Origin of the sequence: Rhodobacter sp., assembly GCA_020637515.1 — a bacterium.
Taxonomy (GTDB): Bacteria; Pseudomonadota; Alphaproteobacteria; order Rhodobacterales; family Rhodobacteraceae; genus Pararhodobacter.
Map to the genome: position 1 here is coordinate 1,936,177 of JACKKG010000001.1, position 26,441 is coordinate 1,962,617.

Below are 26,441 nucleotides of genomic sequence, written 5' to 3' on the forward strand. Positions count from 1 at the left end.
GGCGCGAAAAACTTGACTTTGCGCACGCCATGGTGTAAACCTTTTGGCACGCTGGAAGAATTGGGCAAGCGGTTCGGGGAATCCCGGGCCGCTTTTCCTTTTGGATCGCACGGGGCAGCGAAACAGCGGGCACACGCATGAAGCAACGAGACCCCAGGACGGGGGAGGACACGCCGCGCCATCTGGTGACGCAGGCGGAACGGCAATTGGCCGCCTACGGCGCAGAGCTGGACGCGGTGATCGAAGACATCAGGGCCGGGAAATTCGGACCGTCGCGCGAATTGGCGACGGTCGTCTCGGCGTTGCGCAAGGCATTGGAGGCCGTGTTCAGTGAGCGTGCGAAACTTGAAAAGATCGTCGAGCAATCCGGAAAGCGCGGGGGCGGAGACATGGATCTCGCCGCAGCCCGCGCCGAGGTCCGACGCCGAATGGATCGCCTGCGCGCCGCGTTCGGTGCGGGAGAAATTTCTCAAGAGCCTGAGTAGGAACGCGTTGCTGGGTCTGCCCTGGCTGTTCGACTTCTGGGCCTTGCCGCATCAACGCGCGCCCCAGGGGGACTGGCGCAGCTGGCTGTGCATGGGCGGGCGCGGCGCGGGCAAGACGCGGGCGGGCGCGGAATGGGTGCGCGCCCAGGTCGAGGGGGCGCGCCCGGGCGATCCCGGCCGCGCCCGGCGCGTGGCGTTGCTGGGCGAGACCTACGACCAGGTGCGTGAGGTGATGATCCTGGGCGACAGCGGCCTGATGGCCTGCTGTCCGCCCGATCGCCGACCGCGCTGGGAGCCGACGCGCCGGCGGCTGGTCTGGCCCAACGGCGCCGAGGCGCAGGCCTTTTCCGCGCAGGAATTCGAGGCCCTGCGCGGCCCGCAGTTCGACGCCGCCTGGGCGGATGAACTGGGCAAGTGGAAAAAGCCGCAAGAGGCCTGGGACATGCTGCAATTCGCCCTGCGCCTGGGTGACGATCCGCGCTGCGTCGTGACCACGACGCCGCGCAACCAGGGCCTGCTGAAGGATCTGTTGGCACGCGACACCACGGTGGTGACGCAGGCCCCGACCCACGCGAACAAGGCTTGGCTCGCGGCCTCGTTCCTGGCCGAAGTCGAGGCGCGCTACGGCGGCACGCGGCTGGGCCGGCAAGAACTGGAGGGCGTGCTTCTGGACGATGCCGAGGGCACGCTGTTTCCGCAGGCCCTGATCGACGGGTGCCGGGTGGACCAGGCCCCGCCGTTCAGCCGCGTGGTGGTGGGGCTGGACCCGGCGGTCACGGGCAACGCGGGGTCCGATCTGTGCGGGATTGTCGTGGTGGGCGCGGTGACCGAGGGGCCGCCGTCGGACTGGCGCGCGGTGGTTCTGGAGGATGCCAGCATCCGCGCCGCCAGCCCCAGCGACTGGGCCCGCGCGGCGTTGGCTGCGATGGCGCGGCACGGGGCCGAACGGCTGGTGGCCGAGGTGAACCAGGGCGGCGATCTGGTGGCCGAGGTTCTCAGGCAGGTGGATCCGCTGGTCGCGGTCACCGCCGTGCACGCAACGCGCGGCAAGGCGGCGCGCGCGGAACCCGTGGCTGCGCTTTATGAGCAGGGGCGGGTGCGCCACTTGCGGGGCTTGCAGCCGCTTGAGGAACAGATGGCGCAGATGACCGCGCAGGGCTTCAAGGGCCCGGGCAGCCCCGATCGCCTGGACGCGCTGGTCTGGGCATTGCACGCGGTGATCCTGGAACCCGCGGCCCGATGGCGGCAGCCACGGGTTCGGGTGCTGTAAGGGGGGCTTCGGCCCCCCCCTTTTTTATCTGCCGGTGTTGCGCGTGCGGCGGGCACCGCGCGCTGACCCCGGCCTTTCTTAGAGAATCGCTGCGATAACCCGCTTCAAGGCCGAAGCACCGGAGCCATCCGGGGCCACGCGACAAGGAGGCAGAGGCATGTTCGATTTTCTTCGCAAGCCGGCGGCGGTGACCGAGGCCAAGGCCTCGGCCGTGGGGCCCTTGACGGCGGGCGTGATCGGCGCCGGTGCGGGGCGCGCGGCCGCGGTTCAGGCGGCGACCGCGCAACCGCGCTGGACGGCGCGCGACACGGTCTCGTTGACCCGCGCGGGGTTTCTGGGCAATCCGGTGGGCTTTCGTGTGGTGCGGCTGATCTCGGAAGCTGCGGCCGCGCTGCCCCTGGTCTTGCAGGACGGCGAGCGCCGCTACGAGGTCCATCCGCTGCTGGCGCTGTTGCGCCGTCCCAACCCGGCGCAGGGCCGTGCCGAGTTTCTGGAAGCGATCTATGCCCAGCTTCTGCTGTCGGGCAACGCCTATGTCGAGGCCGTCGCGGCCGAGGTTGGCGGCGCGCCGGTCGAGCTGCATGTGCTGCGTTCGGACCGGATGGCGGTTGTGCCGGGCGCCGATGGCTGGCCGACAGCCTACGACTATGCGGTCGGCGGCCGCAAGCATCGCTTCGTGATGGCCGAAAGCGCGGCGCCGATCTGCCATGTGCGCGCCTATCACCCGCTGGACGACCATTACGGTCTGTCCCCGATCGAAGCCGCGGCGACGGCGGTCGATGTGCATAACAGCGCCTCGCGCTGGTCCAAGGCGCTGCTGGACAACGCCGCGCGCCCCTCGGGGGCCATCGTGTTCAAGGGCGCCGACGGGCAGGGCGGCATGTCGAACGAACAGTTCGAGCGACTCCAGGCCGAGATGGAGATGCACCATCAGGGGGCGCGCAACGCCGGTCGGCCGATGCTGCTGGAGGGCGGTCTGGATTGGAAGCCGATGGGCTTCAGCCCGTCCGATATGGAGTTCCACAAGACCAAGGAAGCCGCGGCCCGCGAGATCGCGCTGGCCTATGGTGTGCCGCCGATGATGCTGGGGATCCCCGGCGACGCGACCTATGCGAATTACCAGGAGGCGAACCGCGCCTTTTACCGGCTGACGGTGCTGCCGCTTGCGGCCAAGGTGACGGATTCGCTGTCGCACTGGCTGTCGGGGTTCATCGGCGAGGCGCTGGCGCTGAGGCCCGACCTGGACCAGGTGTCCGCGCTGGCGGCGGAACGCGACGCCCACTGGCGCCGGGTCGCCGAGGCCGGCTTCCTGACCGAGGCCGAGAAGCGGGCGCTTCTGGGGCTGCCCCCCCGGGCAGACGAGGCATGAGTGCACAGCGCAAGGCCGCCGTCGGGGGGTCACGGTTCCTTTACGACAGTTTCGACCTTGCGCAGGCCCGTATCGACGCCCAGCAGCGCGTCGATGACGAGCGCCGTGCGGGGCTGGAATACCGGTTGGGCAAGATCGAGGAAACGCTGGAACGGCTGGAGAAACGGCTGTGGCTGGCGGTCTACGGGGTGGCCTCGGGGGTGGTGGTGCATGGCGCGCTGGCCCTGGTGGCGGCGCGGTTCTGAGGAGGCGTCATGCAGGGACTCGAGACGAAATTCCACCAACCGGGCGCGGTTGCGCTGGACGGTGAGGCGGTGATCCGGGGCTATGCCTCGGTCTTCGGGGTGGTCGATCAGGGCGGCGACCAGGTGATGCCGGGCGCCTATACGGCCTCGCTTCGCAGGCTGAAGGCGGCGGGCGGCAAGGTGCGGATGCTGTGGCAACACGACCAGGCGCAGCCGATCGGCGTGTGGGACGAGGTCGTCGAGGACGCCCACGGGCTGCGCGTCACCGGGCGGCTGCTGACCGAGGTCGAAAAGGGCCGCGAGGCAGCGGCGCTGATGGCGGCGGGGGCGGTGGACGGTCTGTCGATCGGCTACCGCACGCTGAAGTCCGAAAAGCGGACGGACGGCGGGCGCAACCTGATCGAGCTGGAGCTGTGGGAGGTGTCGCTAGTGACCTTTCCGATGCTGCCGGTGGCGCGGGTCGCGGCCAAGACGTCGGTGCCGGGGCTGATCGGCACCTTCGCGCAAGGGATCGAGGCGGCGCGGCTGGCCCTCAGGGGATGAGGGCGGCGGCATGGCACAGGAACGGCGCACGCCCCGGCAAGGGCGTGCGATGGGGGCGGGTGCCCGGCGAGGAACCCGCGGATTGGCAACCATGAAAGGATGGATGCGATGAGCAGCGAAGTTCCCGGCCTGGGCCGGGATACGGGCGCGACGCGGGAGCCGGTCGGCGAGGCGGCGCAACTGAAGACGGCGCTGGATGGGTTCGTGACCGAAATCAAGACATTCCGCACCGATGTGATGAGCAATCTCAAAGAACAGGACGAGCGACTGACCATGCTGGACCGCAAATTCTCGACCAAGACCGCCCGCCCCGTGCTGGCACAAGCCGACGCGGGCGAGGGCCTGCATCTGAAAGCCTTTGACGCCTATCTGCGTTCGGGCGACGACGACGGGCTGCGCGGCCTGGTGCTGGAGGGCAAGGGCCTGAACACCGCCGTCAATTCCGAGGGCGGCTACCTGGTCGATCCGCAGACCTCGGACCGCATCCTGGGGGTGCTGACGTCCTCGGCCTCGATCCGGGCCATCGCCAGTGTCGTGCAAGTCGAGGCCGGCTCGTTCGACGTGCTGGTGGACCACGGCGACGTGGGGTCGGGCTGGGCGACGGAATCCTCGTCCGTCTCGGAGACGGGCACGGCGGCGATTGACCGCATCTCGATCAAGCTGCACGAGCTGAGCGCGATGCCCAAGGCATCGCAGCGCCTCCTGGAAGACAGCGCCTTTGACGTCGAGGGCTGGCTGGCCGAACGCATCGCGCTGAAATTCGCCCGCGCCGAAGCGTCGTCCTTCATCTCGGGGGATGGCGTGGACAAGCCGCGCGGCTTCCTGGACCATACCATCGTCGCCGATGGCACCGAGGTCTGGGGTGAGCTGGGCTATGTGCCCACCGGCGCGGCGGGCGATTTCGACGCCACCAACCCGGCCGACGCGATCGTCGATCTGGTCTATGCGCTTGAGGCCGGCTACCGCGCCAATGCGACCTTCGTGATGAACTCGAAGACCGCGGGCGCCGTGCGCAAGATGAAGGACGTGGACGGCCGATTCCTGTGGTCGGACGGTCTGGCGGCGGGCGAACCCGCGCGGCTGATGGGTTATCCTGTGCTGATCGCCGAGGACATGCCCGACATCGCCGCCGACGCCCACGCCATCGCCTTTGGCGATTTCCACGCGGGCTATACCGTGGCCGAGCGTCCCGACCTGCGCGTGCTGCGCGATCCCTTCAGCGCGAAGCCGCATGTGCTGTTCTACGCGACCAAGCGCGTGGGCGGCGACGTGACCGACTTCAACGCGATCAAGCTGCTGAAGTTCGCGGCGTCCTGATCCGGGCGAAATTGGGACGGCCCCATGGGCGGGGCCGTTCCGATGGCGGCGCAGGCGCGCTGGGCGGGCCAGAAGGGCCCAACGCCCCGCACCGTCCGGCTGCTCCCCTCCGTGCGAGCGGTGTCGGGGGGCGCGTCTGCGCCGGTTTTCAGCCGGGGTTCACAGGAGGCGAGCATGGACCTGATCGAAACCAGCGCGGTTCTGGACGGCGACCTGCCGGTTGCCGAATTCCGCGCGCATCTGCGGCTGGGCACGGGCTTTGCCGACGACACCTCGGGCGATGCGCTGTTGCTGCGGTATCTGCGCGCCGCCATCGCCGCGATCGAGGCGCGCACCGGCAAGGCGCTGATGGCGCGCGGTTTCCGCCTGACGCTGGACCGTTGGCGCTGGGCCGATAGCCAGGCCCTGCCCGTGGCGCCGGTGACGGCCGTCGGGGCGGTGACGCTGATCGACGCGGCCGGCGCCGAGACGGTCGTGGCGGCCGATCGCTGGCGGCTGGTGGTGGACCGCCACCGCCCGCAGATCCTGGCCACGGGCGCGGTGTTGCCGCAAGTGCCCACGAATGGCGCGGTGACGGTGGATTTCACGGCCGGGTTCGGCGCCACCTGGGACGCGGTGCCCGACGACCTGCGCGAGGCGGTGCTGCTTCTGGCCGCGCAATATTACGAAGGGCGGACGGGGGGCGACCCCATCCCGGGCTCCATCGCCGCGCTGGTCGCGCGCTGGATGCCGGTGCGGGTCACGGCCGGGGGGCATCGCTGATGGGTTACGCGTTGAACCGGCCGATGGTGCTGGAACAGGCTGGCACGGTGGCGGACGGGGCGGGGGGCTACACCACCACCTGGACGGCGCTGGGCACGCTTTGGGCCGAGGTCCGCGCGGGCGCCGGCAGCGAGCGGCGCGGCGTGATCGCGCCCGAGGGGCGGATGCTGTTCCGGGTCTATCTGCGTGCCGCCCCCCAGGGCAGCCCGCAGCGCCCACGCCCCGATCAGCGTCTGCGCGAGGGCGAGCGGATCTTCACCATCCTCGCCGTGAGCGAGGCCGACACGGCCGGCGCCTATCTGGTCTGTCACGCGCGCGAGGAGGTTCCGGCATGAGCTATCAATCGGCGGCGGCGGTGCAGGTCGCCTTGTTCGACCTGCTCCAGGGCGACGCCACGCTGGCGGGTCTGGTGCCGGGGGGGATCTTCGATGCCCCGCCGCCCGCGACGCCGCAGGGCACTTATGTGGTGCTGGGCGACGAGGATGCGATCGACCGGTCGGACGGCTCGGGGCCGGGCACCGAGCACCGCGTGCTGGTGTCGGTCCTGAGCGACGCGACCGGCTTCCTGACCGCCAAGACGGCGGCGGCCCGCATATCCGAGATCGTCACCGGTGCGACGCCCGTGCTGGGCACGGGGCGGGTCGTGGCGATCTGGTTCCACCAGGCGCAGGCGCGCCGGGCCGAAGGGGGCGTCGTGCGGCGCATCGACCTTCGGTTCCGGGTGCGCGTCGAAGGTTGAGTTTCATCGAACAAAGGAGTGGCCGGCATGGCTGTGCAAAGCGGCAAGGATCTGCTGATCAAGATGGACATGACCGGGGCCGGTCAGTTCGAAACCATCGCGGGGCTGCGGGCGACGCGCCTGAGCTTCAACGCCGAGACGGTGGATGTCACCAGTCTGGACAGCCAGGGGGGGTGGCGCGAGCTGTTGGCGGGCGCGGGGGTCAAGGCGGCGTCGATCTCGGGCTCGGGTGTGTTCCGCGACGCGGCCACGGACGAGCGCGCGCGCGCGGTCTTCTTCAACGGCGAGATCCCGGCGTTTCAGGTGGTGATCCCCGATTTCGGCACCGTCGAGGGGCCGTTTCAGATCACCGGGATCGACTATGCCGGCAGCTACAACGGCGAGGCGACGTATGAGTTGTCTCTGGCCTCGGCCGGGATGCTGGGCTTCGTTTCGGCAGTGCCGCTGGCCGCCGATCCGATGGATTACGATCCGAGCGTGCTGTGACCGGCGCGACCGCGAATCCCTGGGCGGGCGAGGTGGCCCTGATCCTGGACGGCGAGCGTCACACGCTGAAACTGACGCTGGGCGCGCTGGTCGAACTGGAGCAGGCGCTGGGCGCGGACAGCCTGATGGCGCTGGTCGAACGCTTCGAGGGGGGGCGCTTTTCCGCCCGCGACGTGATGGCGGTGCTGATGGCAGGGCTGCACGGCGCGGGGCATCCCGTCAGCGCCGCCGCACTGGTCGCGGCCGAGATCGCTGGCGGCCCGATCGAGGCCGCGCGCGCCGCCGGCCAGTTGTTGGCGCGCGCCTTTGCCCTGCCCGAGGACCAGGCATGACGGGTCTCGATTGGACCGGTCTGATGCGGGCAGGGCTGCATGGCCTGGGCCTGCGCCCGGCCGAATTCTGGGCGCTCACGCCGGCCGAACTGATGGTGATGCTGGGACGCGACGAGGCCGCGGCCGGCGGGTTCACCCGCGCGCGCTTCGACGCGCTCATGCGGCGGTTTCCGGACGTGCCGCGCAATGGAAAGGAAGCGGTGGATGGCGACGATGGACGAATTGAATGCGCAACTGGCCGAGCTGGAAACGCGGATGGCGGCGACTTCGGACCAGGTGGCGGCGCTGGATTCCGGTCTTGCCGACATGGTCCGCGGCCTGGCGGACAGCAACCGTGAGATGGCGGGCCTGTCGCGCGCGCTGGGCGGTGGGCTGAGACGCGCTTTTGACGGCGTGATCTTTGACGGCCAGCGGTTGTCCGACGCGATGCGCGGCTTGGGCAAGTCGATCTCGGATGCGATCTATTCGGCGGCGATGCGCCCGGTGCAGACCGCACTGGGCGGTGCGCTGTCGTCGGTGATCGGCGGGGTGATGTCCTCGGTCCTGCCGTTCGCGAATGGCGCGAGCTTCAGCCAAGGCCGGGTCACGCCCTTCGCTCAGGGCGGAGTCGTGTCCTCGCCGATGACCTTTCCGATGCGTGGCGGCACCGGCCTGATGGGCGAGGCGGGACCGGAAGCGATCCTGCCGCTGGCGCGCGCCGCCGATGGCAAGCTGGGTGTGCGCGCGGGGTCCGGGGGGCGGCCAGTGAGTGTGGTCATCAACGTGACCACCCCCGATGTCACCGGCTTCCAGCGGTCGCAAAGCCAGATCGCCGCGCAGATGCAGCGCCTGCTGGCGCAAGGCCAGAGGAATTACTGACATGGCGTTTCACGAGATCCGCTTTCCCGCCACGTTGAGCTTTGGCTCGCTGGGCGGGCCCGAACGCCGCACCGAGATCGTCACGCTGGCGAACGGACACGAGGAGCGCAACACCCCCTGGGCGCAGGCGCGCCGGCGCTATGATGCCGGGCTTGGATTGCGTTCGCTCGACGATGTCGAGACGCTGATCGCCTTTTTCGAAGCGCGCCAGGGCATGTTGCACGGGTTCCGCTGGAAGGACTGGGCCGACTACAAGACGTGCAAGGCCTCGGGCAAGGTCACGGCTCTGGATCAGTCGCTTGGCTATGGCGACGGCGAAACGCGCGTGTTTCAGCTGGTCCGGACCTATCGTTCGGGGGCCTGGTCGGTGAGCCGGGTCCTGACAAAGCCGGTGCCGACCACGGTTCGCGTCGCCATCGCGGGCAGCGAACTGGACGAAGGGCTGGAATGGTCTGTCGATACCGCGACCGGCCTGCTGAGTTTCGTCAGCCCCCCCGGCGTCGGCGCCGAGGTGACGATGGGCTGCGAATTCGACGTGCCGGTGCGCTTCGATACGGACCTGATCCAGGTCTCGGTCGCGAACTTTCAGGCCGGTGACGTGCCCAAGGTCCCGGTGATCGAGGTGCGTCAATGAGCGATCTGACCACCACGCGCGCCCGGGCCTGGGCGCTGACGCGGCGCGACGGGGCGGTGATGGGGTTCACCGATCACGACCGCGACCTGGCGTTTGACGGGCTGTCGTTTCGCGCGGGCACCGGCATGACGGCGGCCGCGGTGGTGCAGGGCACCGGATTGGCGGTGGACAACACCGAGGCCGCGGGGGCCCTCAGCGACGCCGGCCTGACCGAGCGCGACATCCTGGCCGGGCGCTACGACGGCGCCGACCTGACGATCTGGGAGGTGGACTGGACCGACCCGTCCTGGCGCCGGGTGCTGTTTCGCGGCACGCTGGGCGAGATCGCCCGCGCGGGCGGCGCCTTCAAGGCCGAGCTGCGCGGTCTGACCGAGCCCCTGAACAAGACCGGCGGACGGGTGTTCGGTGCGCTCTGTCCGGCGGTTCTGGGCGACGCGCGCTGCGGGTTCGATCTGTCGCAGCCCGGCTTTTCGGCGCAGGCCGTTCTGGTCGCGGCGGCGGACCGGGGTGCGATTCTGGATGTGCCGTCGTTGCCCGAATTCGCAGACGGCTGGTTCGTGGATGGCCGGGTCCGGTTCCTGTCCGGCGCCGCCGAGGGGCTTTCGGTGCCGGTGCGCCGCGAGGAGCTGCGCGCCGCGACCCGGCGGCTGCACCTGTGGTCGGCGCCCGGCATCGAACCGGCTGCCGGCGACGCCCTGCACCTCGAGGCCGGTTGCGACAAACGGTTCGTGACTTGTCGGCTCAAGTTTCTGAATAGCCTGAATTTTCAGGGCTTTCCGCATGTTCCCGGCGATGATTGGCTGCTTTCGACGCCGCGCGCCGACGGCGACAACGGCGGCGGCAGCCTGCCCCATGGATGACACGCGCGCCCGGATCGTGCGCGAAGCGCGGCGCTGGATCGGGACGCCCTATTGCCATCAGGCCTCGACCCTGGGGGCGGGCTGCGATTGCCTGGGACTGGTGCGCGGTGTCTGGCGCGCGGTTCACGGCGCCGAGCCGGTGCCCGTTCCGCCCTATGGTCCCGACTGGGCCGAAACCGGCGGGACCGAGGCCCTCTGGCAGGCGCTTGCAACCCTTTGGCCCGCGGCCACCGGGCCGATGCGCCCTGGCGAGGTGCTGCTGTTCCGCATGAGGGCGGGCAGCATGGCCAAGCATCTGGGCCTGGCGACACAGGCTGGACCCGGGGCCCGGTTCGTCCACGCCTACAGCGGCCACGGCGTCGTCGAAAGCGCCCTGAGTGCCCCTTGGGCGCGCCGGATCGTGGCGCGCTTTGACATGACCTGATCGAAAGGAGCCATGCAATGGCGACTCTGCTTCTGTCTGCCGCCGGCGCGGCGCTGGGTGCGAATTTCGGCGGCGCGGTGCTGGGCCTTTCGGGTGCGGTGATCGGCCGCGCGGTCGGTGCAACGCTTGGCCGCGCCATCGACCAGCGCCTTTTGGGGGCGGGGTCTGGCAGCGTGCAGACGGCCGGCATCCAGCGGTTGCAGGTCACCGGCGCGGGCGAGGGCGTCGCGCTGCCCCGGCTTTGGGGGCGGATGCGGGTTTCGGGCCATGTCATCTGGGCGTCGCGGTTTCAGGAGATCCCGGGCCGTTCACGGCGCACCAAGGGGGGGCTGGGACCGACGGTCACCGAACAGTCGCGCTATGTGGTCAGCCTGGCGATTGCGCTGTGCGAGGGCGAGATCGGTGGCATTGGCCGGATCTGGGCCTATGGCGACGAAATCTCCCGAAAGGATCTGAACCTGCGCGTCTATTCCGGCACGATGGACCAGGCGCCCGATCCCGTGATCGAGGCGGTCGAGGGCGCGGATGCGGCGCCAGCCTATCGCGGCACGGCCTATGTGGTGATCGAGGATCTGGACCTCGCGCCCTGGGGCAACCGGTTGCCCGCGTTGTCCTTCGAGGTGATCCGCGCGGCCGAGGCCGAGGGCGTGACCACCTTGCAAGATGCGGTGCAGGGCGTCGCCTGGATGCCGGGTTCGGGCGAATACGCGCTGGCAACCGAACCGGTGCTGCTGGGCGCGGGCGGCGGCGACGCTTTTGCCCCGGGGTTCAGCCTGGACGCGGCGACCGGGCAGGCGCAGGCGAATGTCCATTCGCCGGGCGGGCTGGCGGATTTTCCGACCGCGTTGCAGGCCTTGCAGGCAGAGCTTCCCAAGGTGCAGTCGGGATTGCTGATCGCGTCGTGGTTCGGTGACGACCTGCGCTGCGGCGCCTGCACGATCCGGCCCAAGGTCGAGTTCGCCAGCCGCGATGGCCAGAATCAACCCTGGAGCGTGGCGGGCGTCAGTCGCGCCGGTGCCGAGGAAGTCGTGCGCCTGGGCGGCGATCCGGTCTATGGTGGCACGCCGTCGGATGCATCGATCCTCCAGGCGATCGCGGCCTTGCGGGATGCCGGGCAGGCGGTGGTCTTCTACCCCTTCGTCTTGATGGAACAACTGGCTGGCAACGGCCTGCCCGACCCCTGGTCGGATGCCCCGGACCAACCCGCGCTGCCCTGGCGCGGCCGGATCACGCTGGGCAAGGCGCCAGGACAACCCGGCACAACCGACCGAACAGCCGCCGCGGCCGCCGAAGTCGCGGATTTCTTTGGCACCGCGCAGGCGGCGGATTTCACCGTCAGCCCCGGCGCGGTGGTCTACACCGGCCCCGAGGAATGGTCCTATCGGCGTTTCATCCTGCATTATGCCGCGCTCTGCGCCGCCTCGGGCGGTGTCGAAGGGTTCTGTATCGGATCCGAGATGCGGGCGTTGTTGCAGATCCGCGGGGCCGCCGACAGTTTTCCGGCGGTCGCGCAGATGGTCGATCTGCTGCACGAGGTGCGCGCGCTGCTGGGCCCGTCGGTCAAGCTGGTCTATGCCGCCGACTGGTCGGAATACGCGGGCTATGACGCGGGCGAGGGGAACCGGTATTTCCACCTCGATCCGCTGTGGTCCGACCCTGACCTCGATGCGATCGGGATCGACAACTACATGCCCCTGTCCGACTGGCGCGAGGGCGTGGACCACGCCGATTTCCGCGCAGGCTGGCGCGATATCCACGACCCGGCCTATCTGGCGGCCAACATCGCCGGCGGCGAGGGGTTCGACTGGTATTATCCCGATGCGCCCGAGCGAGACGCGCAGGCCCGCCTTGCCATTACCGACGACGAGGGCGAGCCCTGGATCTGGCGCGTCAAGGATCTGCGCGCCTGGTGGGAGAATTCCCACACCGAACGCCTGAACGGCGTGCGCGCCGCCGAGCCCACCGATTGGCAACCGCGGTCGAAACCGGTCTGGTTCACCGAATACGGCTGCGCCGCCATCGACAAGGGGGCGAACCAACCCAACGTCTTCCTGGATCCCAAGTCCTCGGAATCGCGGGTTCCCCACTATTCGACCGGCGCGCGTGACGATTTGATGCAGATGCAGTATCTGCGCGCCATGCACGGGTTCTGGACCGATCCCGCGAACAACCCGCCGTCGCCCGTTTATGGCGGGCCGATGGTCGATTGGTCGCGCAGCCACGCCTGGGCCTGGGATGCGCGGCCCTGGCCGTGGTTCCCGGCGAACAGCGATTTGTGGTCGGACGGCGCGAACTGGTTGCGCGGGCACTGGCTGACCGGGCGGGCCTCGGGGCAGCCGCTGGCGGCGGTGGTCGCGGAAATCTGTCAGCGCGCCGGCGTCGTCGCGATCGACGTGCGCGGCCTATATGGCGTGGTGCGAGGCTATTCCGCAGCCTCGACCGCGACCGGCCGCGCGGCGTTGCAACCCTTGATGCTGGCCTACGGGTTCGAGGCGGTCGAACGCGACGGCACGCTGGTCTTCCGGATGCGCGATGCGCAGGACGCCGTGGCGCTGGAGCCCGGGCTTCTGGTGGCCGATGACAAGGGCGACCTCGAGGTGGTGCGCGCCTCGGACCCGGCCACGGTCGGGCGCCTCAGGCTGACCTATGTCGAGGCCGAGGGCAGCTTCGAGACCCGCAGCGCCGAGGCGGTTCATCCCGACGATCCGGCGGGCGATGTCGCGGACAGCGAGCTGCCGTTGACGCTGACCCGAGGCGAGGCCCGCACGGCGGTGAAACGCTGGTTGAGCGAGGCCCGGATCGCGCGCGACACGGCCCGGTTCGCCCTGCCGATGTCCTCGACCCTCAGGGTCGGGGACGTGGTGACGCTGCCGCATCAGGGGCTGGCGCGGCATTACCGCATCGACCGCATGGACCTGACCGGCGCCCGCCTGATCGAGGCCGTGCGGGTCGAGCCCGGCCTCTATCGGCACCGCGACGCCTCGGACGATCTGCCGGTGACGGGGGCCTATACCGCGCCGGTGCCGGTGCTGCCGCTGTTTCTGGACCTGCCGCTCATGCGCGGGGACGAGGTGCCCCAGGCACCGCATCTGGCGGTGACCGGTCGGCCCTGGCCCGGGGTCGTCGCCTGCTACGATGCGCCGGCGTCGGGCGGCAGCTTCGATCTGAACACACTGATCGGCGTGCGGTCCACCGTGGGCCAGACCCGGACGCCGTTGTTCCGTGCCGTGCCCGGGCTGTGGCAACGCGGCGCGGGTGTCGAGGTCGCCTTTGCCGACAGCGCGGTGCTGGCCTCGACCGACGCGGCGGCGTTGCTCGACGGGGCCAATCTGGCGGCGATCGGCGCCGGGGCCGAGTGGGAACTGTTCCAGTATCAGGACGCCACGCTGGTGGCGCCGGGCCTTTGGCGGCTGGGCGGATTGTGGCGCGGCCAGTTCGGCACCGAACCGCTGATGCCAGACAGCTGGGCGCCGGGCGCGCTGGTCGTGCTGCTGAATGGCGCGCCGCGGCAACTGGACCTGCCGGACTCTGCCCAGGGCGTCGCACGGCGCTGGCGGATCGGGCCGGCGGCGCTGGCGTATGACGATCCCGTCTATGTCGAAAGCACCGAGGCCTTTGCCGGCAACGGGTTGCGGCCCTACGCGCCGGTGTTCCTGCGGGCCGAGCGCGACGGCGCCGGCGATCTGGCGCTGTCCTGGATTCGCCGCACCCGCCTGGGTGGCGACAGTTGGGACGCGCCCGACGTGCCGCTGAGCGAGGAAAGCGAAGGCTACCTGCTGCGCGTGTCGCAGTCGGGCAGCGTGGTGCGCGAGGTCACGCTTGGCGCTCCCGCGTATGTCTATACGGCCGCCGATCAGGCCGCCGACAGCGTCTCCGGCCCCTTTGTCGTCAGCATCGCGCAGGTTTCGGCCCGTTATGGCGCGGGTCTCTTTGCCGCGATCCCGGTTCCGGGCTGACCCATGCGCCCGGTCACTCTGACCGACCTGGCGGCCGCCGCGCGCGTGCTGCTGGCGCTGCCCGAAGACCGGCGCGCCGCGGGGTTGGCGGCGCTTCTGGCCCGCGCCGAGGCGGCGGATCACCACCGCCGGACCACCGGCCGGGCGCACCCGGCCTATGGCAACGGCACGCTGCTGGCCGCCGCGCTGGCCCACCCCGCGGCCGACCCCAGCTCGGCCGGCGACCGCGCCTATCTGCTGTGCCTGGCGCAGGTCCTCGACGCCGTCGTGCGCGCGAATTCGTCCTGACCGCTGCCGGCACCTCTGGAAAAATCCCGCCTATCGGCTATCTTTTCCTTCAGGAAAGACCCGGAGGTGCTTCATGCCCGAACTCAAGGCCCGCGTTGCCGCTCTCGATCCCGTGTGGCAGCGCCTCTGCGACGAGGCGCGGCAGGTCGTTCTGGACGAACCCCTGCTGGGGGGCGTCATGCACAACAACCTGCTGCACCACCCGTCGATGGAGCGCGCGCTGTCGTTCCGCTTTGCGCTGAAACTGTCCTCGCCCGAGATCAGCGCCCAGATCCTGCGCGAGATCGCCGAAGAGGCCTATGCCGATGCCGCCTGGCTGGGCGAGGCCGCGCGCGCCGATCTGGTCGCCGTGCACGACCGCGACCCGGCCTGCCATCGCTTCCTGCAACCCCTGATGTATTTCAAGGGCTACCAGGCGGTTCAGGCCTACCGCGTCGGCCACTGGCTCTGGCGCAAGGGGCGGCGCGACATGGCGCTGTTCGTGCAGATGCGGATCTCCGAGATGTTCGGCGTGGACATCCATCCTGCCGCCCGGATCGGCAAGGGCATCATGATCGATCATGCGCATTCGATCGTCATCGGCGAAACCGCGGTGGTGGGCGACAATGTGTCGATGCTGCATTCCGTGACGCTGGGCGGCACCGGCAAGGAAGACGGAGACCGGCACCCCAAGATCGGTGACGGGGTGCTGATCGGCGCGGGGGCGAAGGTGCTGGGCAACATCCATGTCGGCGCGAACAGCCGCATCGCCGCGGGTTCGGTCGTTCTGGCCGATGTGCCGTGCTGCAAGACGGTCGCCGGGGTGCCGGCGCGGATCGTCGGCGAGGCCGGCTGCGCGCAGCCCTCGCTGTCGATGGATCACCGCCTGAAGGAATGAGCGTCGGGGGGCTGCCGCCCCCCGAACCCCCCGCCCAAAGGGGGTTTTCCACCCCCTTTGGATACCCCCGAGGATATTTCCGGCACAAAGAAGGGGGGCGGTCAGAACGGCACGTCGTCCATGCCGTCCGCCGGAACGACGAAGCGCGCGACGATATGCTTGTCGCCGGCGCGGTCAAAGGCCACGCCCAGTTTGTCGCCATCGACCGAGACCACGGTTCCGGTTCCGAATTTCTGGTGGAAGACCCTCTCGCCCGGGGCATAGTGCACATCGCCGCCCTTCGGCCCCTGGGCGGGCGCTGCGGGGCGGCTGGCTGCGGCGTTGCGCTGCATGCGCTGCCAGCCGGGCGCGTTGTAGACATCGGCCTTGGCGACCCGGTCTTCCAGGGAATCGTCCTGTGTGGCTGGCATCGGTGTCGCGAAGCGTCGCGCCCCGCCCGCCAGTCCGGGCGGTGACTGGATCTCGACATGCGCGGGGGGCAGTTCGTCGATGAACCGGCTGGGGATCTGGCTTTGCCAGCGGCCGTAGACCGGGCGGTTCGCGGCGAAGGAGATCACGCAGAGCGTCTCGGCCCGGGTGATGCCCACATAGGCGAGCCGGCGCTCTTCCTCGAGCCCCTTGAGGCCGCTTTCGTCCAGGCTGCGCTGGCTGGGAAAGAGCCCGTCTTCCCAGCCCGGCAGGAAGACCACGGGAAACTCAAGCCCCTTCGCGGCATGCAGCGTCATGAGGGTGACCTTCTGCGCGCTGTCCTCGGTGTCGTTGTCCAGCACCAGCGCGACATGGTCGAGGAAATCCTGCAACGAGCCGAACTGGTCGAGCGTGTTCACCAGTTCCTTGAGGTTCTCGAGTCGCCCGTCGGCCTCGGGCGTCTGCTGAAGCTGCCACATTTCGGTGTAGCCCGATTCGTCCAGGATCGCGCCGGCGAGATCGACATGGTTCCGGCCCGGATCGGGGGTGTCGGTCTCGATCACGGCGTCGTCCCGGGCGGGTGCCACCGGGTTGCGCACCAGCGCGTGCCAGCGCGCCATGTTCTCGAGGAAGGCCCGCAGGTTGCCCGCGGCCTTTCCGCCCAGCAATCCGTCGCGCAGAACCAGCGCCGCGCCTTGCAGAAGCGACACCTCGTTTTCGCGCGCCACGCGCTGGATGGTCTGCTGGGCCTTGTCGCCGATCCCCCGCTTGGGCGTGTTGACGATCCGCTCGAAGGCCAGGTCGTCGGTCGGCGAAACAGCCAGCCGGAAATAGGCCATCGCGTCGCGGATTTCGAGACGCTCGTAGAAACGCGGCCCGCCGACGACACGATAGGGCAGACCGATGCTCAGAAACCGGTCCTCGAAGGCACGCATCTGGTGCGAAGCCCGCACCAGGATCGCCATGCCATTCGCGCCGATCGGTTCGAGCCCGCGCGCGCCGCGTTCGAGCGCCTCGATCTCGTCGCCGACCCAGCGCGCCTCGTCCTCGCCGTCCCAATGACCGATCAGGCGCAGCTTCTCGCCCTCGGTCCGCTCGGTCCACAGGGTCTTGCCCAGGCGCCCCTCGTTGGCGCTGATCACCCCTGAGGCTGCCGCCAGGATATGCGGGGTCGAGCGGTAGTTCTGTTCCAGCCGGATCACCCGCGCGCCGGGGAAATCGCGTTCGAACCGCAGGATGTTGCCCACTTCGGCCCCGCGCCAGCCATAGATCGACTGATCGTCGTCGCCCACGCAACAGATGTTGCGGTGGCCCTGCGCCAGCAGTCTGAGCAGCAGATACTGGGCGACGTTGGTGTCCTGGTATTCGTCCACCAGAAGAAAGCGCAGCCGCCGCTGGTATTGGGACAGCACGTCGGGGTGGCGCTGCAAGATGGTGACCACATGCAGCAGCAGGTCGCCGAAATCGCAAGCGTTGAGGGCGCGCAGCCGGTCCTGATAGGCGGCGTAAAGCTCGGTGCCGCGGTTGTTGAACTTGTCGGCCTCGCTGCCGGGGACCTGATCGGGCCGCCAGGCGCGGTTCTTCCAGCCGTCGATGATGCCGGCCAGGGCGCGGGCCGGCCAACGCTTCTCGTCCATGTTCCAGGCGACGATGAGCTGCTTCATCAGCCTGAGCTGGTCGTCGGTGTCCAGAATGGTGAAATTCGGCTTCAGCCCCACCAGTTCCGCGTGCCGCCTGAGGAACCGCACGCCGATCGCGTGGAATGTCCCCAGCCAGGCCATCCCTTCGGCCTCGTTGCCCAGGATGGCGCCGACGCGGGTCTTCATCTCGCGCGCGGCCTTGTTGGTAAAGGTCACGGCCAGGATTTCGCCGGGCCGGGCGGTGCCGGTGGCGATCAGATGCGCGATCCGGGCGGTCAGGGCGCGCGTCTTGCCGGTTCCCGCGCCCGCCAGCATCAGCACGGGGCCCTCCAGCGTCTCGACCGCGGCGCGCTGGGGGGCGTTCAGCCCCGCCATGTAATCGACGCGCGCAGAACCGCCCAGGACCCCCGCGAGGGCCTGCCGTGCCAGGCTGGTCGGGTTGCTGTCGCTCATCGTCGTTCCCCACTTGTTCCACAGATGCCCGTCTTGGCGCCCGGGTGCAACCCCTTTCACCGCCGGCTCAGCGGCGCCGGGCCAGATAGGCGCGCGAAAACGCGACATAACCCGGCGCCGTCACCCGAAGGTGATCGCGCATCAACCCGTGCAGCGCCGGCAGCTTGTCGAAGGGGACAGAGGGAAAGACGTGATGTTCGACATGATAGGGCATGTTCCAGGCCAGGAACCTGACCAGCCCGGTGGTGAAGGTGGTGCGGGTGTTGGCGAACATGTCGGCGACGCGCGGGCAGTCGCCATGCTCGGCCAGCAGATAGAGGCGCAGAACGGGCTGGCCCAGCAGGATCGGCACCAGCCAGACCCACAGCAGCAGCGGCGAGACGGCGAGACTGCCCAGCGCCAGCGCGAGGAGCGCCAGCAACACCCGCGCCTCGCGTTCGGCCCTTGGACGGGCACGATCCGGCAGATAGGGCGGTCGCTCGGTGCCCAGCGCCAGGCGGGCCAGCAGCCGCAGGGACGCGCCCCAAAGCGGCAGACCCGACACATGCCAGAGCCATTGCGCGCGGGTTTGCGGTTTGGCGCTGTCCAGTTCCGGGTCGCCCGGCAGATTCGTCCAGCGGTGATGGGCCAGGTGGAAATACCGAAACCACAGGAACGGATTGAGGATCAGCGCCCCGCAGACATGACCCACCGCGTCGCACAGCCAGTCGCTGGCAAAGGGCGTGCGGTGGGTGCATTCGTGCTCCAGCGTGAACAGGAAGACGATCAGCACCCCTTGCACGGGCAACAGCAGCGGCCAGCCAGGCGCGTGGGCGCCGATCAGCCCGCCGCAAACCACGATCGCACCCAGATGCCTCGCCAGGTGCCAGACCCCGCGCGCCCTAGGCCGCCTTGTCAGCGCGGCGCGGGTTTCAGGGGGCAGCGATCTCAGAAAGGCGACGTGATCCATGCGCCGACGCTGGGATCCCGCAACGCGCTTGTCAACAGGTCCCGCCCCCGGGGGATCCGCGCGCGGATCAGGCTGCCAGCGCGCGCGCCTCGGGGTCGAAGGGCCGGATCTCGAACGCCTCGCCCCGGAACGCGCAGAACGATCCCTGCGGCACCGCCTGCCAATCGGTTTCGTCCGCTTCCAGTGGCTCCGAGACGACCGCGCGGCCGCCCCGGCTGTCCGACCACCGGTGCCACAACGACGGCGCCGCCGCGTCCGAGGCGTAGCGCACCGCGTAAAGCGTTTCGCCATCGCTGAACGCGGCGGTCAGGCGCAGATGCGGCGCGGCACCCTTGGCCCGGCTCAGCGCCATCAGCCGCCCTGCCGCGCGTTCCAGCGCGCCCTGCGGGTCGTCCTGCAAGCCTTCGGCCAACGCGATCAGGAACAACGCCTCGCTGTCGGTCGCGCCCTTGCGCTGGGCGTAGAGGTCCTCGGGGATCATCATGTCGGCATCGCGTCGGAACCCGTCATAGCCGCCCACCTGGCCGTTGTGCATGAACGACCAGCGCCCCACGACGAACGGATGACAGTTGTTGCGACTGGTCGCGGTGCCGGTCGAGGCCCGGACATGCGCCAGAAACAACCCCGAGCGCACCTGCGCGGTGATCGAGCGCAGGTTCGGGTCCGACCAGGCGGGATAGATGTCGCGGTAAAGCCCGGGCTCCGGCCGTTCCCCATACCAGGCGATCCCGAACCCGTCGGCGTTGATGGCGCTGGAACACTGCGTGGCACAATGACTCTGGCGGATCAGCGAATGACCGGGGCGGCTGACGATCTCCTCCAGGAAAATCGGCGCCCCGCTATAGGCGGCCCAACGGCACATGGAACGGCTCCGGTTCTGTCTGTGACACCGTGTTTATCACGCCCCGCCCCGGCCCCGCCAGCCCGTCCTGCGGGCCGCGAACGCCCCGCGCATCATCTTGTCGTCAATACGCACGGGGTTTCCAAAGGGGGGCGTGCCCCCCTTTGGGCGGGGGGTGCGGGGGGCGGCAGCCCCCCGCCGCTAACAGAAACCGGCACTCAGCCGGACCTCGCCCCAGGCGAACCCGCGCCAGTTGCGCTGTGGCGCGCCCAGCCGCTTCAACGCCGCCGGGTGGCCCGCGTCCAGCACGCCCAGCCGCGCCAGCAGCCCGACGATCGCCGCTTCCGAGGCGCGGGTGCCGCCATCGACCACCTTCAACGCCACGCCCAGCCCCTTCGACGGCACGATCGCCACGAACACCGCCTCGGCGCCGGTCTTGATGGCGACGCCGTCCATGGCGCGCATCAACTCGGTGCAGGCCCGCGTCTCGCCCGCGACCATCTCGGGGTGGCGCGCCATGGCGCTGCGCAGACGCACCATCGCGCGACCGCGCGCGCCGGTTTCCTCCGCCGTGGCGAAGCGCGCCATCGCGCGGGCCAACCCGCCGAGCGAGGTCGCGAAATTCGGCGCCGAGCAGCCGTCGATGCCATAGCCCGGGCTGTCCTCGCCCGTGACCTCCTCGAATGCGGCGCGCACGGCCTTTTGCACCGGGTGGTCCACCTCGACGTATTCGGTGCCGCCACCAAGATGCCGGTTCAGCATCAGAAAGCCCGCGTGCTTGCCGGAACAGTTGTTGTGCAACTGGCAAAAGGCGTCGCCGGTGCAGATCAGGCGGTTCCTTTCGGGGATGTCCGTGGGCTCGTGCGCGCCGCAGCGCAGGTCCGCCTCGGCCAGGCCCATCTCGGCCAGCCAGGCCGACACCGCCGCGACATGCATCGCCGATCCCTGATGCGAGGCACAGGCCAGCGCCAGCCGCCGGTCGTCCAGCGCGGCGCCCGCTCCCGACTCCAGCAACGGCAGGGCCTGCAGCATCTTGCAGGACGATCGCGGGTAGATCACCGCCCCGGGATCGCCCCAGGCCTCGACCACACCCGAGGCATCGCAGACCACGGCGTGGCCGCGATGCTGGCTCTCCAATCGTCCGCCGCGCCAGATATCCACCAGGGGCACGGCCCCAGCCCCGACGTCGCTCATGCGGGAACTCCTTCACAGTTGCGCAATTTTCCGCCAACGGGGGTTTCTCAAACCCCTGTTTTCGCGGTATGAGGCAGTCTAGCGGGCAAACCCCTGTTGCGCCAGATCGAAGCCTTGTGCGAAAAGGCCGGCGCCGGGGAAGTGGAAACAGGCTGGAGGCTATGAGGTACATGGCAGCAACGTTCAAGTTCAGCGTGGCAGCGGCGGCTTTGGCGCTGGTGGCGGCGGGGGCCGCGACGGCGCAGGAGTCCACCAACCGCGTCGCCGTCGAAACCGCCTGGAGCGTGTTCGTCGATGGCACGCCGCGCGAATGCTGGGCGGTGTCCGCGCCTTCCGAGACCCTGAACACCCGCGACGGCCGCGCGGTGTCGGTGCGCCGGGGGGACATCCTGTTCTTCGCGACCTACCGCCAGGGGCAGGGCGCGGTCGGCGAGATCTCGTTCACCGGCGGTTACCCGTTCGCGGCCAACTCGACCGTCGATGTGGTCATCGGCTCCGACACGTTCCACCTTGTCACCGATGGCGAATGGGCCTGGGCCGCGGTCGGCGACGACCAGCGCATCCTGGACGCGATGCGCCGCGGCCAAAGCGCGGTCCTGACCGCGCATTCCTCGCGCGGGACGCAGACACAGGATACGTTCAACCTGTTCGGCCTGACCGCCGCGACCGAGGAAGCCCAGCGCCGCTGCGCCCAGTAACCGCACGCGCCGCGACAGTTTCAGGCCGCCGGGCTGTTCTGCCCGGCGGCTTTTTCCTATATCCTGCGGCGATGCCATGGAGACCCGCATGACTGCCCCGATCACGCAAGACGTCCTGACCCTGCCGCGCCAGACGCCCGCGGGGATGAAGCCCAATCTGATCGGCCTGACCCGGCCGCAGTTGCGCAAGGCGCTGATCGACGCGGGCACGCCGGACAAGCAGGCAAAGATGCGCGAGGGGCAGATCTGGCAGTGGCTCTACCACTGGGGCGTGCGCGACTTTGCCGCCATGACCAACCTCAGCAAGGACTACCGCGCCTTTCTGGAACAGACCTTCGACATCCGCGTGCCGTCGATCGTCACCCGGCAGGTGTCGGCGGACGGGACGCGCAAGTATCTGCTCAGGATCGACGGCGGGCACGAGGTCGAAACCGTCTACATCCCCGAGGAAGGGCGCGGCACGCTGTGCATCTCCAGTCAGGTCGGATGCACGCTGACCTGTTCCTTTTGCCACACCGGCACGCAGAAACTGGTTCGCAACCTGACCGCGGCCGAGATCGTCGGCCAGGTGATGGTCGCCCGCGACGATCTTGCGGAATGGTCGGTGCCCGGCCAGCCAAAGCGCGAAGAGCGCCTCATCTCGAACGTGGTCCTGATGGGGATGGGCGAACCGCTCTACAATTTCGACAATGTGCGCGACGCGATGCAGATCGTCATGGACGGCGAGGGGATCTCGCTGTCGCGTCGGCGCATCACCCTCAGCACCTCGGGGATCGTCCCCGAGATCGCCCGCACGGCCGAGGAAATCGGCTGCCTGCTGGCGATCAGTTTCCACGCGACCACGGATGCCGTGCGCGACCGTCTGGTGCCGGTGAACAAGAAGTGGAACATCGACACCCTGCTGGGCGCGCTGCGCGACTATCCGCGTCTGTCCAATTCCGAACGCATCACCTTCGAGTATGTGATGCTCAAGGGCGTGAACGACAGCGACGAGGACGCGAAACGCCTGGTCAAGCTGATCCGCGGCATCCCGGCCAAGATCAATCTGATCCCGTTCAACGAATGGCCCGGCGCGCCCTATCAGCGGTCCGACTGGGACAGGATCGAAGCCTTCGCCGACATCATCTTCAAGGCCGGCTATGCCAGCCCGATCCGCACCCCGCGCGGAGAGGACATCATGGCCGCCTGCGGGCAGTTGAAATCCGCCACCGAACGCGGGCGCAAGACGGCCGCGCAGATCGCGGCCGAAACGACGGACGGGTAAGGGTCATGCCCGGATTCGTGTTGCTCATGGTGATCGGCGCGGCGGCGGGGGTTCTGGCAACCCGGCTGATGCGGATGGACCTGGACCTGCCCACCGCGATGGTGGTGGGGGTGCTGGGCGCGCTGGCGGGGGGCGTGGTGCTACGGCTGATCGTGACCGTCGGCGGCTGGGCGATCACCTTTGCGCTGGCGGTGCTGGGTTCGATGGCGTTGCTCTGGATCTGGCAGCAGATCCGCCGATAGGGGCCGCCCGCACGAGACGGCCCCCCGATCGCGTCATTGCAAGGCGCCCGCGCGGCGCAGCGCGTCGGCAAAGCTGCGCGTATCCACGGCCAGATGCGACGAGGTCATCTGCGGATAGGGCGGCTGCGGGTCGAAGAACTGGCTGTCCACCGCGATCAGTCGCCATTCGCCGTTGATCTGCGCCATGATCGGCGACCCCGAATCGCCCCGCGTGGTGTCGCAGGTGTGGATCATCGATCCGTCGCGATAGGCGGTCAGGATCTGGCAGTTCATGTGCCCCGACAGATGCGAGCCGGTATCCCAGCTGTAACCCGCCTGGCTGACCAGGAAGCGCCCCTCGCGGATCGCCGTCAGGTCCGATTTGTCAAAGACATAGGGGCGGATATAGCCCAGTTCCGTGCCCAGGTCGCGGTCCAGGGTCAGCAAGGCCCAGTCATTGCCGTTGCCTTCGCCCGGAGGGGCGCTTTCCGACCGGTAGTCGGGCGCGACCACCGCGCCGACGACCGCGGCATGGCCCAGGTCCTGGTCATCATTGGCGCCGGCACGGAAGGTGTAGCCCTTGGGGTGGCCCGAGGTGTCGCCCTCCATGCAATGCGCGGCGGTGGCGATCAGGCGCGGGCCGATCAGCGTGGCGGTGCAGGACCCGTCCGGGAAATGCAGCAGCCCGACCGAGCGCCACGGCACCTGCGTCACATCCACAAGCTGGCGGTCGTCATGGCCGAAGAAATGGTCGCGCGCCGAGGTCGGGCGCTGGCGGCCGACGCAATCTGCGGTGTCGGTGTTTGCGCGGCACTGGCCCGTGCCCTGGCCCGGCTCGTCGCAGGTGCCGTTGAACGCCGTCGCGCAGGTGTTCGAGCGGTTGCGCAGAAAGGCCACGGGCGCGCAGTCGCTGGTATCGGTCCCCGAGATGCAGACCCCGGTTCCGATCCCCGGTTCGTCGCATTCGCCGTCATGGGCCCAGCGGCAGGTCTCGTCGCCTCCGATCGCCAGCGCGCGGCAGTCCGACGCGTCGGTGCCCGGCTGGCAGGCGCCCGTGCCGCCAAAGTTGATGTCGTCGCATTCGCGGTCGTTCGCCCAGCGGCAGGTGTCGCTGCCCAGGGACGCCCGGACGCCTTGCGGGACGGCCTCCATCAGCCGCTGCCAGGCCGAGGCCTCGGCCCGGCAATCGTTGGCGTCGGTGCCGTTCTCGCAGGCGCCCGTTCCGCCGTAGCGCGGCTCGTCGCATTCGTTGTCATTCGCCCAGCGGCAGGTGTTGGCCTGCGCCAGGACCGGGCTTGCCGGCAACGCAGTGGACAGGGCCAGCACGATCGCGGCCAGTCGGATCACGGAAAAACGCATCGCAGTCCCCCCCCGGGAAAAGGAATGGTCGAAATGCCGCCCCCGGGGACGGTTGGTTCCCCGGGGGCGGTGTCAGCCGGTTCAGTGTTCGCGGTCCATCACCCATTGCGGCGAGGCGATGGTGACGCCCAGCGTCGCCATGCCGCCGGTGCCGCTGTAGCTGCCGGCAAAGACCGCATAGGCCCCGGGCATCGGCGCGGGGATCATCACGCCGGGGTTCAGCTGCTCGAAATCGTCGTTGCAATAGAGATGCCCGTCAGGCCCCGCGACGACCAGCGTGCCGTCGCCGTCCGAGACCATGTAGATCATCAGTTGCGGCAGACCCTCGGCGGCGTCGATGACGACATCGGGCTGGCCGGGGGTGATGAAGCCCGCGCAGCCGTCACCCATGCCGAACGCCTCGGTCTGGCTGGGCTGGATGTCGAAGATCAGGCGCGGGTCGAACCGCGTCCCGGGGCCGTAGTCGATTCGCGCCACAGCCGGCTCGGCGGTGGTGTTCAGCGACGCGGGCGCCATGAACCCGCCCCCCGGCGTGGTCGATTGCCAGTTGGGCGACCCGATCGAGGCATAGAGATTGTAAAGCCCGCTTGCTCCCTGGTTGTAGGCGCCGACAAAGACCAGATAGTCGCCGCCCTGCGCGTTGGTGAAGCCGACGGCGGGGTTCAGTTCCGACGCGTCGTCGTTGCAGCTCCAGCTGCCGTCGGGGGCACGCACCGCCAACACCAGATCGTCCTGCGACCGGGCATAGATCGACAGCGTCGGCTGGGGTCCGTCCATATGCATCACCAGGTCGGGGGCCGACAGATCGGTGAAACCGGGGCAGAAGCCGCCGACGGGCAGGGCCTCCATCGGGTCGTTGGCGCTGACCGGGGCGGTGGCCAGCAACTGGCCCTGGCCGGCGGCACCCGGGTCGAACGCCACGCGGCCCGCGCGCGGCTCGGCCTCGAGGTTCAGGATCGCGTTGGTGAAGGCCGGCGCGCCCTGCGAGGTGAACAGGTCATAGCGTCCGTCGCCACCCTGGGAATAGCCGCCGACAAAGATCTGGTAATCGCCCGCCGGCGCGGCGTCCAGGGTCACGCCGGGGTTCAGCTGATAGGCATCGTCGTTGCACGTCACGCGGCCCGAGGGGTCCACGACCGCCAGCGTCAGATCGCGGTCGGACAGCGCGAAGATGCTGAACCGGTCGCTGGCCTGGTCCAGGGTCAGGACCGCGTCGGCGGCGTCAAAACGCCCGAACCCCGCGCAATACTCGGTGCTCAGGGGCCGCATTTCGCTTTCTGCGAACAGCGTGCCGCCGCTGACCAGGGTCTGGCGTCCGGTCTCGGCGCTGGCGGCAAAGACGAAGCGGCCCGCGCGCGGCTCGCCCAAACGGGCGATGTCCAGCCCGAACAGCTCGATCGGGGACACGGGCCGATCCGAGGCGAAGAGCCGCGCATCGACCTGTGCGCCCTCGTCCGCGCCCAGCCAGACCGTATAGCGCCCGGCGCCGGCGTTGCTGAGCGCGCTGGCGGCAAAGCCCTGGTCATCGGCCAGAGCGCAGCGATACAGCCCGTCCGGGGTGCCCAGCACCATGCTGCGCAGACCGTCTCCGGCGGCGGTGAAGTTCAGCTGTGCCATGGCGGCGGTCAGCTCGAATGGCACGCCGTCGCCTTCGGCCATGATCGACCCCTGGCAGCCGCGCACATAGCTGGACGCGGGTTCGCTGACCGGGCCCTGCACATGGGCACCGACGCGAACGGGGGTGTATTCGTCAGCCGCCGGGCCGACCTCGATCGCGAATCCGGCCTGCTGGGCCAGGGCGCCGACCGGCAGCATCAGGGCCGCCACGGCGGTGGTCATGGTCAAATGGCTTCGCGCAAAACGCATGTCTTCAATCCTCTTGGCAGCGGGCAAGTGCCAGCGGCAAAGACCTTGCATCCTGTGGCGGGCGGGCGTCAATCACCTTGCAGGAACCTCACGGCAAGGTGCG

Annotated in this window: 28 protein-coding genes; 22 read left to right on the forward strand and 6 right to left on the reverse strand. The window is 69.3% G+C overall.

Annotation, left to right across the window (positions count from 1 at the left end; genetic code table 11):
• Positions 1–137: 137 nt before the first annotated feature.
• The 19 genes from H6900_09475 to cysE all read left to right on the forward strand — a co-directional run bounded on the left by H6900_09475 (position 138) and on the right by cysE (position 15,445).
• Entirely contained in the window at positions 138–485 is a 348-nt protein-coding gene (locus H6900_09475) for a hypothetical protein (GenBank protein MCC0073505.1), read from the forward strand.
• A complete protein-coding gene (locus tag H6900_09480; protein ID MCC0073506.1) occupies positions 394–1,755 on the forward strand; it encodes a DNA-packaging protein in 1,362 nt (453 codons plus the stop codon). The genes H6900_09475 and H6900_09480 overlap by 92 nt, the downstream gene beginning before the upstream one ends.
• A gap of 157 nt (positions 1,756–1,912) precedes the next feature.
• On the forward strand, positions 1,913–3,124 hold the full coding sequence (locus H6900_09485; protein MCC0073507.1) for a phage portal protein: 1,212 nt from the start codon (positions 1,913–1,915) through the stop codon (positions 3,122–3,124).
• Positions 3,121–3,369, forward strand: a complete 249-nt coding sequence (locus H6900_09490) for a hypothetical protein (GenBank protein ID MCC0073508.1) — start codon at positions 3,121–3,123, stop codon at positions 3,367–3,369. Before H6900_09485 ends, H6900_09490 begins: the two co-directional genes overlap by 4 nt.
• Positions 3,370–3,378: 9 nt before the next feature.
• Positions 3,379–3,912, forward strand: a complete 534-nt coding sequence (locus H6900_09495; GenBank protein MCC0073509.1) for an HK97 family phage prohead protease — start codon at positions 3,379–3,381, stop codon at positions 3,910–3,912.
• A gap of 108 nt (positions 3,913–4,020) precedes the next feature.
• On the forward strand, positions 4,021–5,229 hold the full coding sequence (locus H6900_09500) for a phage major capsid protein (protein ID MCC0073510.1): 1,209 nt from the start codon (positions 4,021–4,023) through the stop codon (positions 5,227–5,229).
• Between the two features lie 174 nt (positions 5,230–5,403).
• Entirely contained in the window at positions 5,404–5,991 is a 588-nt protein-coding gene (locus H6900_09505) for a hypothetical protein (protein ID MCC0073511.1), read from the forward strand.
• On the forward strand, positions 5,991–6,326 hold the full coding sequence (locus H6900_09510) for a head-tail adaptor protein (GenBank protein ID MCC0073512.1): 336 nt from the start codon (positions 5,991–5,993) through the stop codon (positions 6,324–6,326). The genes H6900_09505 and H6900_09510 overlap by 1 nt, the downstream gene beginning before the upstream one ends.
• Positions 6,323–6,730: a DUF3168 domain-containing protein gene (locus H6900_09515; protein ID MCC0073513.1), complete on the forward strand. Its 408-nt coding sequence runs from the start codon at positions 6,323–6,325 to the stop codon at positions 6,728–6,730. The genes H6900_09510 and H6900_09515 overlap by 4 nt, the downstream gene beginning before the upstream one ends.
• A 27-nt stretch (positions 6,731–6,757) precedes the next feature.
• Positions 6,758–7,216: a phage major tail protein, TP901-1 family gene (locus H6900_09520; protein MCC0073514.1), complete on the forward strand. Its 459-nt coding sequence runs from the start codon at positions 6,758–6,760 to the stop codon at positions 7,214–7,216.
• The gene (locus tag H6900_09525; protein MCC0073515.1) at positions 7,213–7,548 is read left to right on the forward strand and encodes a gene transfer agent family protein; all 336 of its coding nucleotides are present in this window, start codon (positions 7,213–7,215) and stop codon (positions 7,546–7,548) included. The genes H6900_09520 and H6900_09525 overlap by 4 nt, the downstream gene beginning before the upstream one ends.
• Positions 7,545–7,886 (forward strand): phage tail assembly chaperone, encoded by a 342-nt coding sequence (locus tag H6900_09530; protein ID MCC0073516.1) that lies wholly within the window; start codon positions 7,545–7,547, stop codon positions 7,884–7,886. Before H6900_09525 ends, H6900_09530 begins: the two co-directional genes overlap by 4 nt.
• On the forward strand, positions 7,783–8,406 hold the full coding sequence (locus H6900_09535; protein MCC0073517.1) for a phage tail tape measure protein: 624 nt from the start codon (positions 7,783–7,785) through the stop codon (positions 8,404–8,406). The genes H6900_09530 and H6900_09535 overlap by 104 nt, the downstream gene beginning before the upstream one ends.
• Before the next feature lies 1 nt (position 8,407).
• A complete protein-coding gene (locus tag H6900_09540) occupies positions 8,408–9,040 on the forward strand; it encodes a DUF2460 domain-containing protein (protein ID MCC0073518.1) in 633 nt (210 codons plus the stop codon).
• Positions 9,037–9,900, forward strand: a complete 864-nt coding sequence (locus tag H6900_09545; GenBank protein MCC0073519.1) for a DUF2163 domain-containing protein — start codon at positions 9,037–9,039, stop codon at positions 9,898–9,900. The genes H6900_09540 and H6900_09545 overlap by 4 nt, the downstream gene beginning before the upstream one ends.
• Positions 9,893–10,324, forward strand: a complete 432-nt coding sequence (locus H6900_09550; protein MCC0073520.1) for a peptidase — start codon at positions 9,893–9,895, stop codon at positions 10,322–10,324. Before H6900_09545 ends, H6900_09550 begins: the two co-directional genes overlap by 8 nt.
• Positions 10,325–10,341: 17 nt before the next feature.
• A complete protein-coding gene (locus H6900_09555; GenBank protein ID MCC0073521.1) occupies positions 10,342–14,280 on the forward strand; it encodes a glycoside hydrolase/phage tail family protein in 3,939 nt (1,312 codons plus the stop codon).
• A gap of 3 nt (positions 14,281–14,283) precedes the next feature.
• Positions 14,284–14,568 (forward strand): hypothetical protein, encoded by a 285-nt coding sequence (locus H6900_09560; GenBank protein ID MCC0073522.1) that lies wholly within the window; start codon positions 14,284–14,286, stop codon positions 14,566–14,568.
• Positions 14,569–14,641: 73 nt separating this feature from the next.
• On the forward strand, positions 14,642–15,445 hold the full coding sequence (cysE, locus tag H6900_09565) for a serine O-acetyltransferase (GenBank protein MCC0073523.1): 804 nt from the start codon (positions 14,642–14,644) through the stop codon (positions 15,443–15,445).
• Positions 15,446–15,546: 101 nt separating this feature from the next.
• Here the strand turns inward: cysE and H6900_09570 are convergent, their stop codons facing one another.
• The 4 genes from H6900_09570 to H6900_09585 all read right to left on the reverse strand — a co-directional run bounded on the left by H6900_09570 (position 15,547) and on the right by H6900_09585 (position 20,930).
• Positions 15,547–17,946 (reverse strand): UvrD-helicase domain-containing protein, encoded by a 2,400-nt coding sequence (locus H6900_09570; GenBank protein MCC0073524.1) that lies wholly within the window; start codon positions 17,944–17,946, stop codon positions 15,547–15,549.
• Between the two features lie 67 nt (positions 17,947–18,013).
• Positions 18,014–18,895, reverse strand: a complete 882-nt coding sequence (locus tag H6900_09575; protein MCC0073525.1) for a fatty acid desaturase — start codon at positions 18,893–18,895, stop codon at positions 18,014–18,016.
• A gap of 67 nt (positions 18,896–18,962) precedes the next feature.
• Positions 18,963–19,757: a class II glutamine amidotransferase gene (locus tag H6900_09580; protein MCC0073526.1), complete on the reverse strand. Its 795-nt coding sequence runs from the start codon at positions 19,755–19,757 to the stop codon at positions 18,963–18,965.
• Between the two features lie 180 nt (positions 19,758–19,937).
• Positions 19,938–20,930, reverse strand: a complete 993-nt coding sequence (locus H6900_09585) for an asparaginase (GenBank protein MCC0073527.1) — start codon at positions 20,928–20,930, stop codon at positions 19,938–19,940.
• A gap of 170 nt (positions 20,931–21,100) precedes the next feature.
• Between H6900_09585 and H6900_09590 the strand changes: the two genes are divergently transcribed.
• The 3 genes from H6900_09590 to H6900_09600 all read left to right on the forward strand — a co-directional run bounded on the left by H6900_09590 (position 21,101) and on the right by H6900_09600 (position 23,134).
• On the forward strand, positions 21,101–21,628 hold the full coding sequence (locus H6900_09590; protein MCC0073528.1) for a hypothetical protein: 528 nt from the start codon (positions 21,101–21,103) through the stop codon (positions 21,626–21,628).
• Positions 21,629–21,716: 88 nt separating this feature from the next.
• Entirely contained in the window at positions 21,717–22,892 is a 1,176-nt protein-coding gene (gene rlmN / locus H6900_09595) for a 23S rRNA (adenine(2503)-C(2))-methyltransferase RlmN (protein ID MCC0073529.1), read from the forward strand.
• A gap of 5 nt (positions 22,893–22,897) precedes the next feature.
• Positions 22,898–23,134 (forward strand): GlsB/YeaQ/YmgE family stress response membrane protein, encoded by a 237-nt coding sequence (locus tag H6900_09600; protein MCC0073530.1) that lies wholly within the window; start codon positions 22,898–22,900, stop codon positions 23,132–23,134.
• Positions 23,135–23,167: 33 nt separating this feature from the next.
• Here H6900_09600 and H6900_09605 read toward each other — a convergent pair whose 3' ends face one another.
• Both H6900_09605 and H6900_09610 read right to left on the reverse strand, forming a co-directional pair.
• A complete protein-coding gene (locus tag H6900_09605; protein MCC0073531.1) occupies positions 23,168–24,472 on the reverse strand; it encodes a trypsin-like serine protease in 1,305 nt (434 codons plus the stop codon).
• Positions 24,473–24,553: 81 nt separating this feature from the next.
• On the reverse strand, positions 24,554–26,311 hold the full coding sequence (locus H6900_09610; protein MCC0073532.1) for a hypothetical protein: 1,758 nt from the start codon (positions 26,309–26,311) through the stop codon (positions 24,554–24,556).
• Positions 26,312–26,441: the final 130 nt, after the last annotated feature.

Excerpts from the sequence above, each read along its gene's own strand:
- H6900_09475 (MCC0073505.1), top strand. The coding sequence starts at position 138 with ATGAAGCAACGAGACCCCAGGACGGGGGAGGACACGCCGCGCCATCTG.
- H6900_09485 (MCC0073507.1), top strand. The coding sequence starts at position 1,913 with ATGTTCGATTTTCTTCGCAAGCCGGCGGCGGTGACCGAGGCCAAGGCC.
- H6900_09490 (MCC0073508.1), top strand. The coding sequence starts at position 3,121 with ATGAGTGCACAGCGCAAGGCCGCCGTCGGGGGGTCACGGTTCCTTTAC.
- H6900_09495 (MCC0073509.1), top strand. The coding sequence starts at position 3,379 with ATGCAGGGACTCGAGACGAAATTCCACCAACCGGGCGCGGTTGCGCTG.
- H6900_09500 (MCC0073510.1), top strand. The coding sequence starts at position 4,021 with ATGAGCAGCGAAGTTCCCGGCCTGGGCCGGGATACGGGCGCGACGCGG.
- H6900_09505 (MCC0073511.1), top strand. The coding sequence starts at position 5,404 with ATGGACCTGATCGAAACCAGCGCGGTTCTGGACGGCGACCTGCCGGTT.
- H6900_09510 (MCC0073512.1), top strand. The coding sequence starts at position 5,991 with ATGGGTTACGCGTTGAACCGGCCGATGGTGCTGGAACAGGCTGGCACG.
- H6900_09515 (MCC0073513.1), top strand. The coding sequence starts at position 6,323 with ATGAGCTATCAATCGGCGGCGGCGGTGCAGGTCGCCTTGTTCGACCTG.
- H6900_09520 (MCC0073514.1), top strand. The coding sequence starts at position 6,758 with ATGGCTGTGCAAAGCGGCAAGGATCTGCTGATCAAGATGGACATGACC.
- H6900_09530 (MCC0073516.1), top strand. The coding sequence starts at position 7,545 with ATGACGGGTCTCGATTGGACCGGTCTGATGCGGGCAGGGCTGCATGGC.
- H6900_09540 (MCC0073518.1), top strand. The coding sequence starts at position 8,408 with ATGGCGTTTCACGAGATCCGCTTTCCCGCCACGTTGAGCTTTGGCTCG.
- H6900_09545 (MCC0073519.1), top strand. The coding sequence starts at position 9,037 with ATGAGCGATCTGACCACCACGCGCGCCCGGGCCTGGGCGCTGACGCGG.
- H6900_09550 (MCC0073520.1), top strand. The coding sequence starts at position 9,893 with ATGGATGACACGCGCGCCCGGATCGTGCGCGAAGCGCGGCGCTGGATC.
- H6900_09555 (MCC0073521.1), top strand. The coding sequence starts at position 10,342 with ATGGCGACTCTGCTTCTGTCTGCCGCCGGCGCGGCGCTGGGTGCGAAT.
- H6900_09560 (MCC0073522.1), top strand. The coding sequence starts at position 14,284 with ATGCGCCCGGTCACTCTGACCGACCTGGCGGCCGCCGCGCGCGTGCTG.
- cysE (MCC0073523.1), top strand. The coding sequence starts at position 14,642 with ATGCCCGAACTCAAGGCCCGCGTTGCCGCTCTCGATCCCGTGTGGCAG.
- H6900_09570 (MCC0073524.1), bottom strand. The coding sequence starts at position 17,946 with ATGAGCGACAGCAACCCGACCAGCCTGGCACGGCAGGCCCTCGCGGGG.
- H6900_09575 (MCC0073525.1), bottom strand. The coding sequence starts at position 18,895 with ATGGATCACGTCGCCTTTCTGAGATCGCTGCCCCCTGAAACCCGCGCC.
- H6900_09580 (MCC0073526.1), bottom strand. The coding sequence starts at position 19,757 with ATGTGCCGTTGGGCCGCCTATAGCGGGGCGCCGATTTTCCTGGAGGAG.
- H6900_09585 (MCC0073527.1), bottom strand. The coding sequence starts at position 20,930 with ATGAGCGACGTCGGGGCTGGGGCCGTGCCCCTGGTGGATATCTGGCGC.
- H6900_09590 (MCC0073528.1), top strand. The coding sequence starts at position 21,101 with ATGGCAGCAACGTTCAAGTTCAGCGTGGCAGCGGCGGCTTTGGCGCTG.
- rlmN (MCC0073529.1), top strand. The coding sequence starts at position 21,717 with ATGACTGCCCCGATCACGCAAGACGTCCTGACCCTGCCGCGCCAGACG.
- H6900_09600 (MCC0073530.1), top strand. The coding sequence starts at position 22,898 with ATGCCCGGATTCGTGTTGCTCATGGTGATCGGCGCGGCGGCGGGGGTT.
- H6900_09605 (MCC0073531.1), bottom strand. The coding sequence starts at position 24,472 with ATGCGTTTTTCCGTGATCCGACTGGCCGCGATCGTGCTGGCCCTGTCC.
- H6900_09610 (MCC0073532.1), bottom strand. The coding sequence starts at position 26,311 with ATGACCACCGCCGTGGCGGCCCTGATGCTGCCGGTCGGCGCCCTGGCC.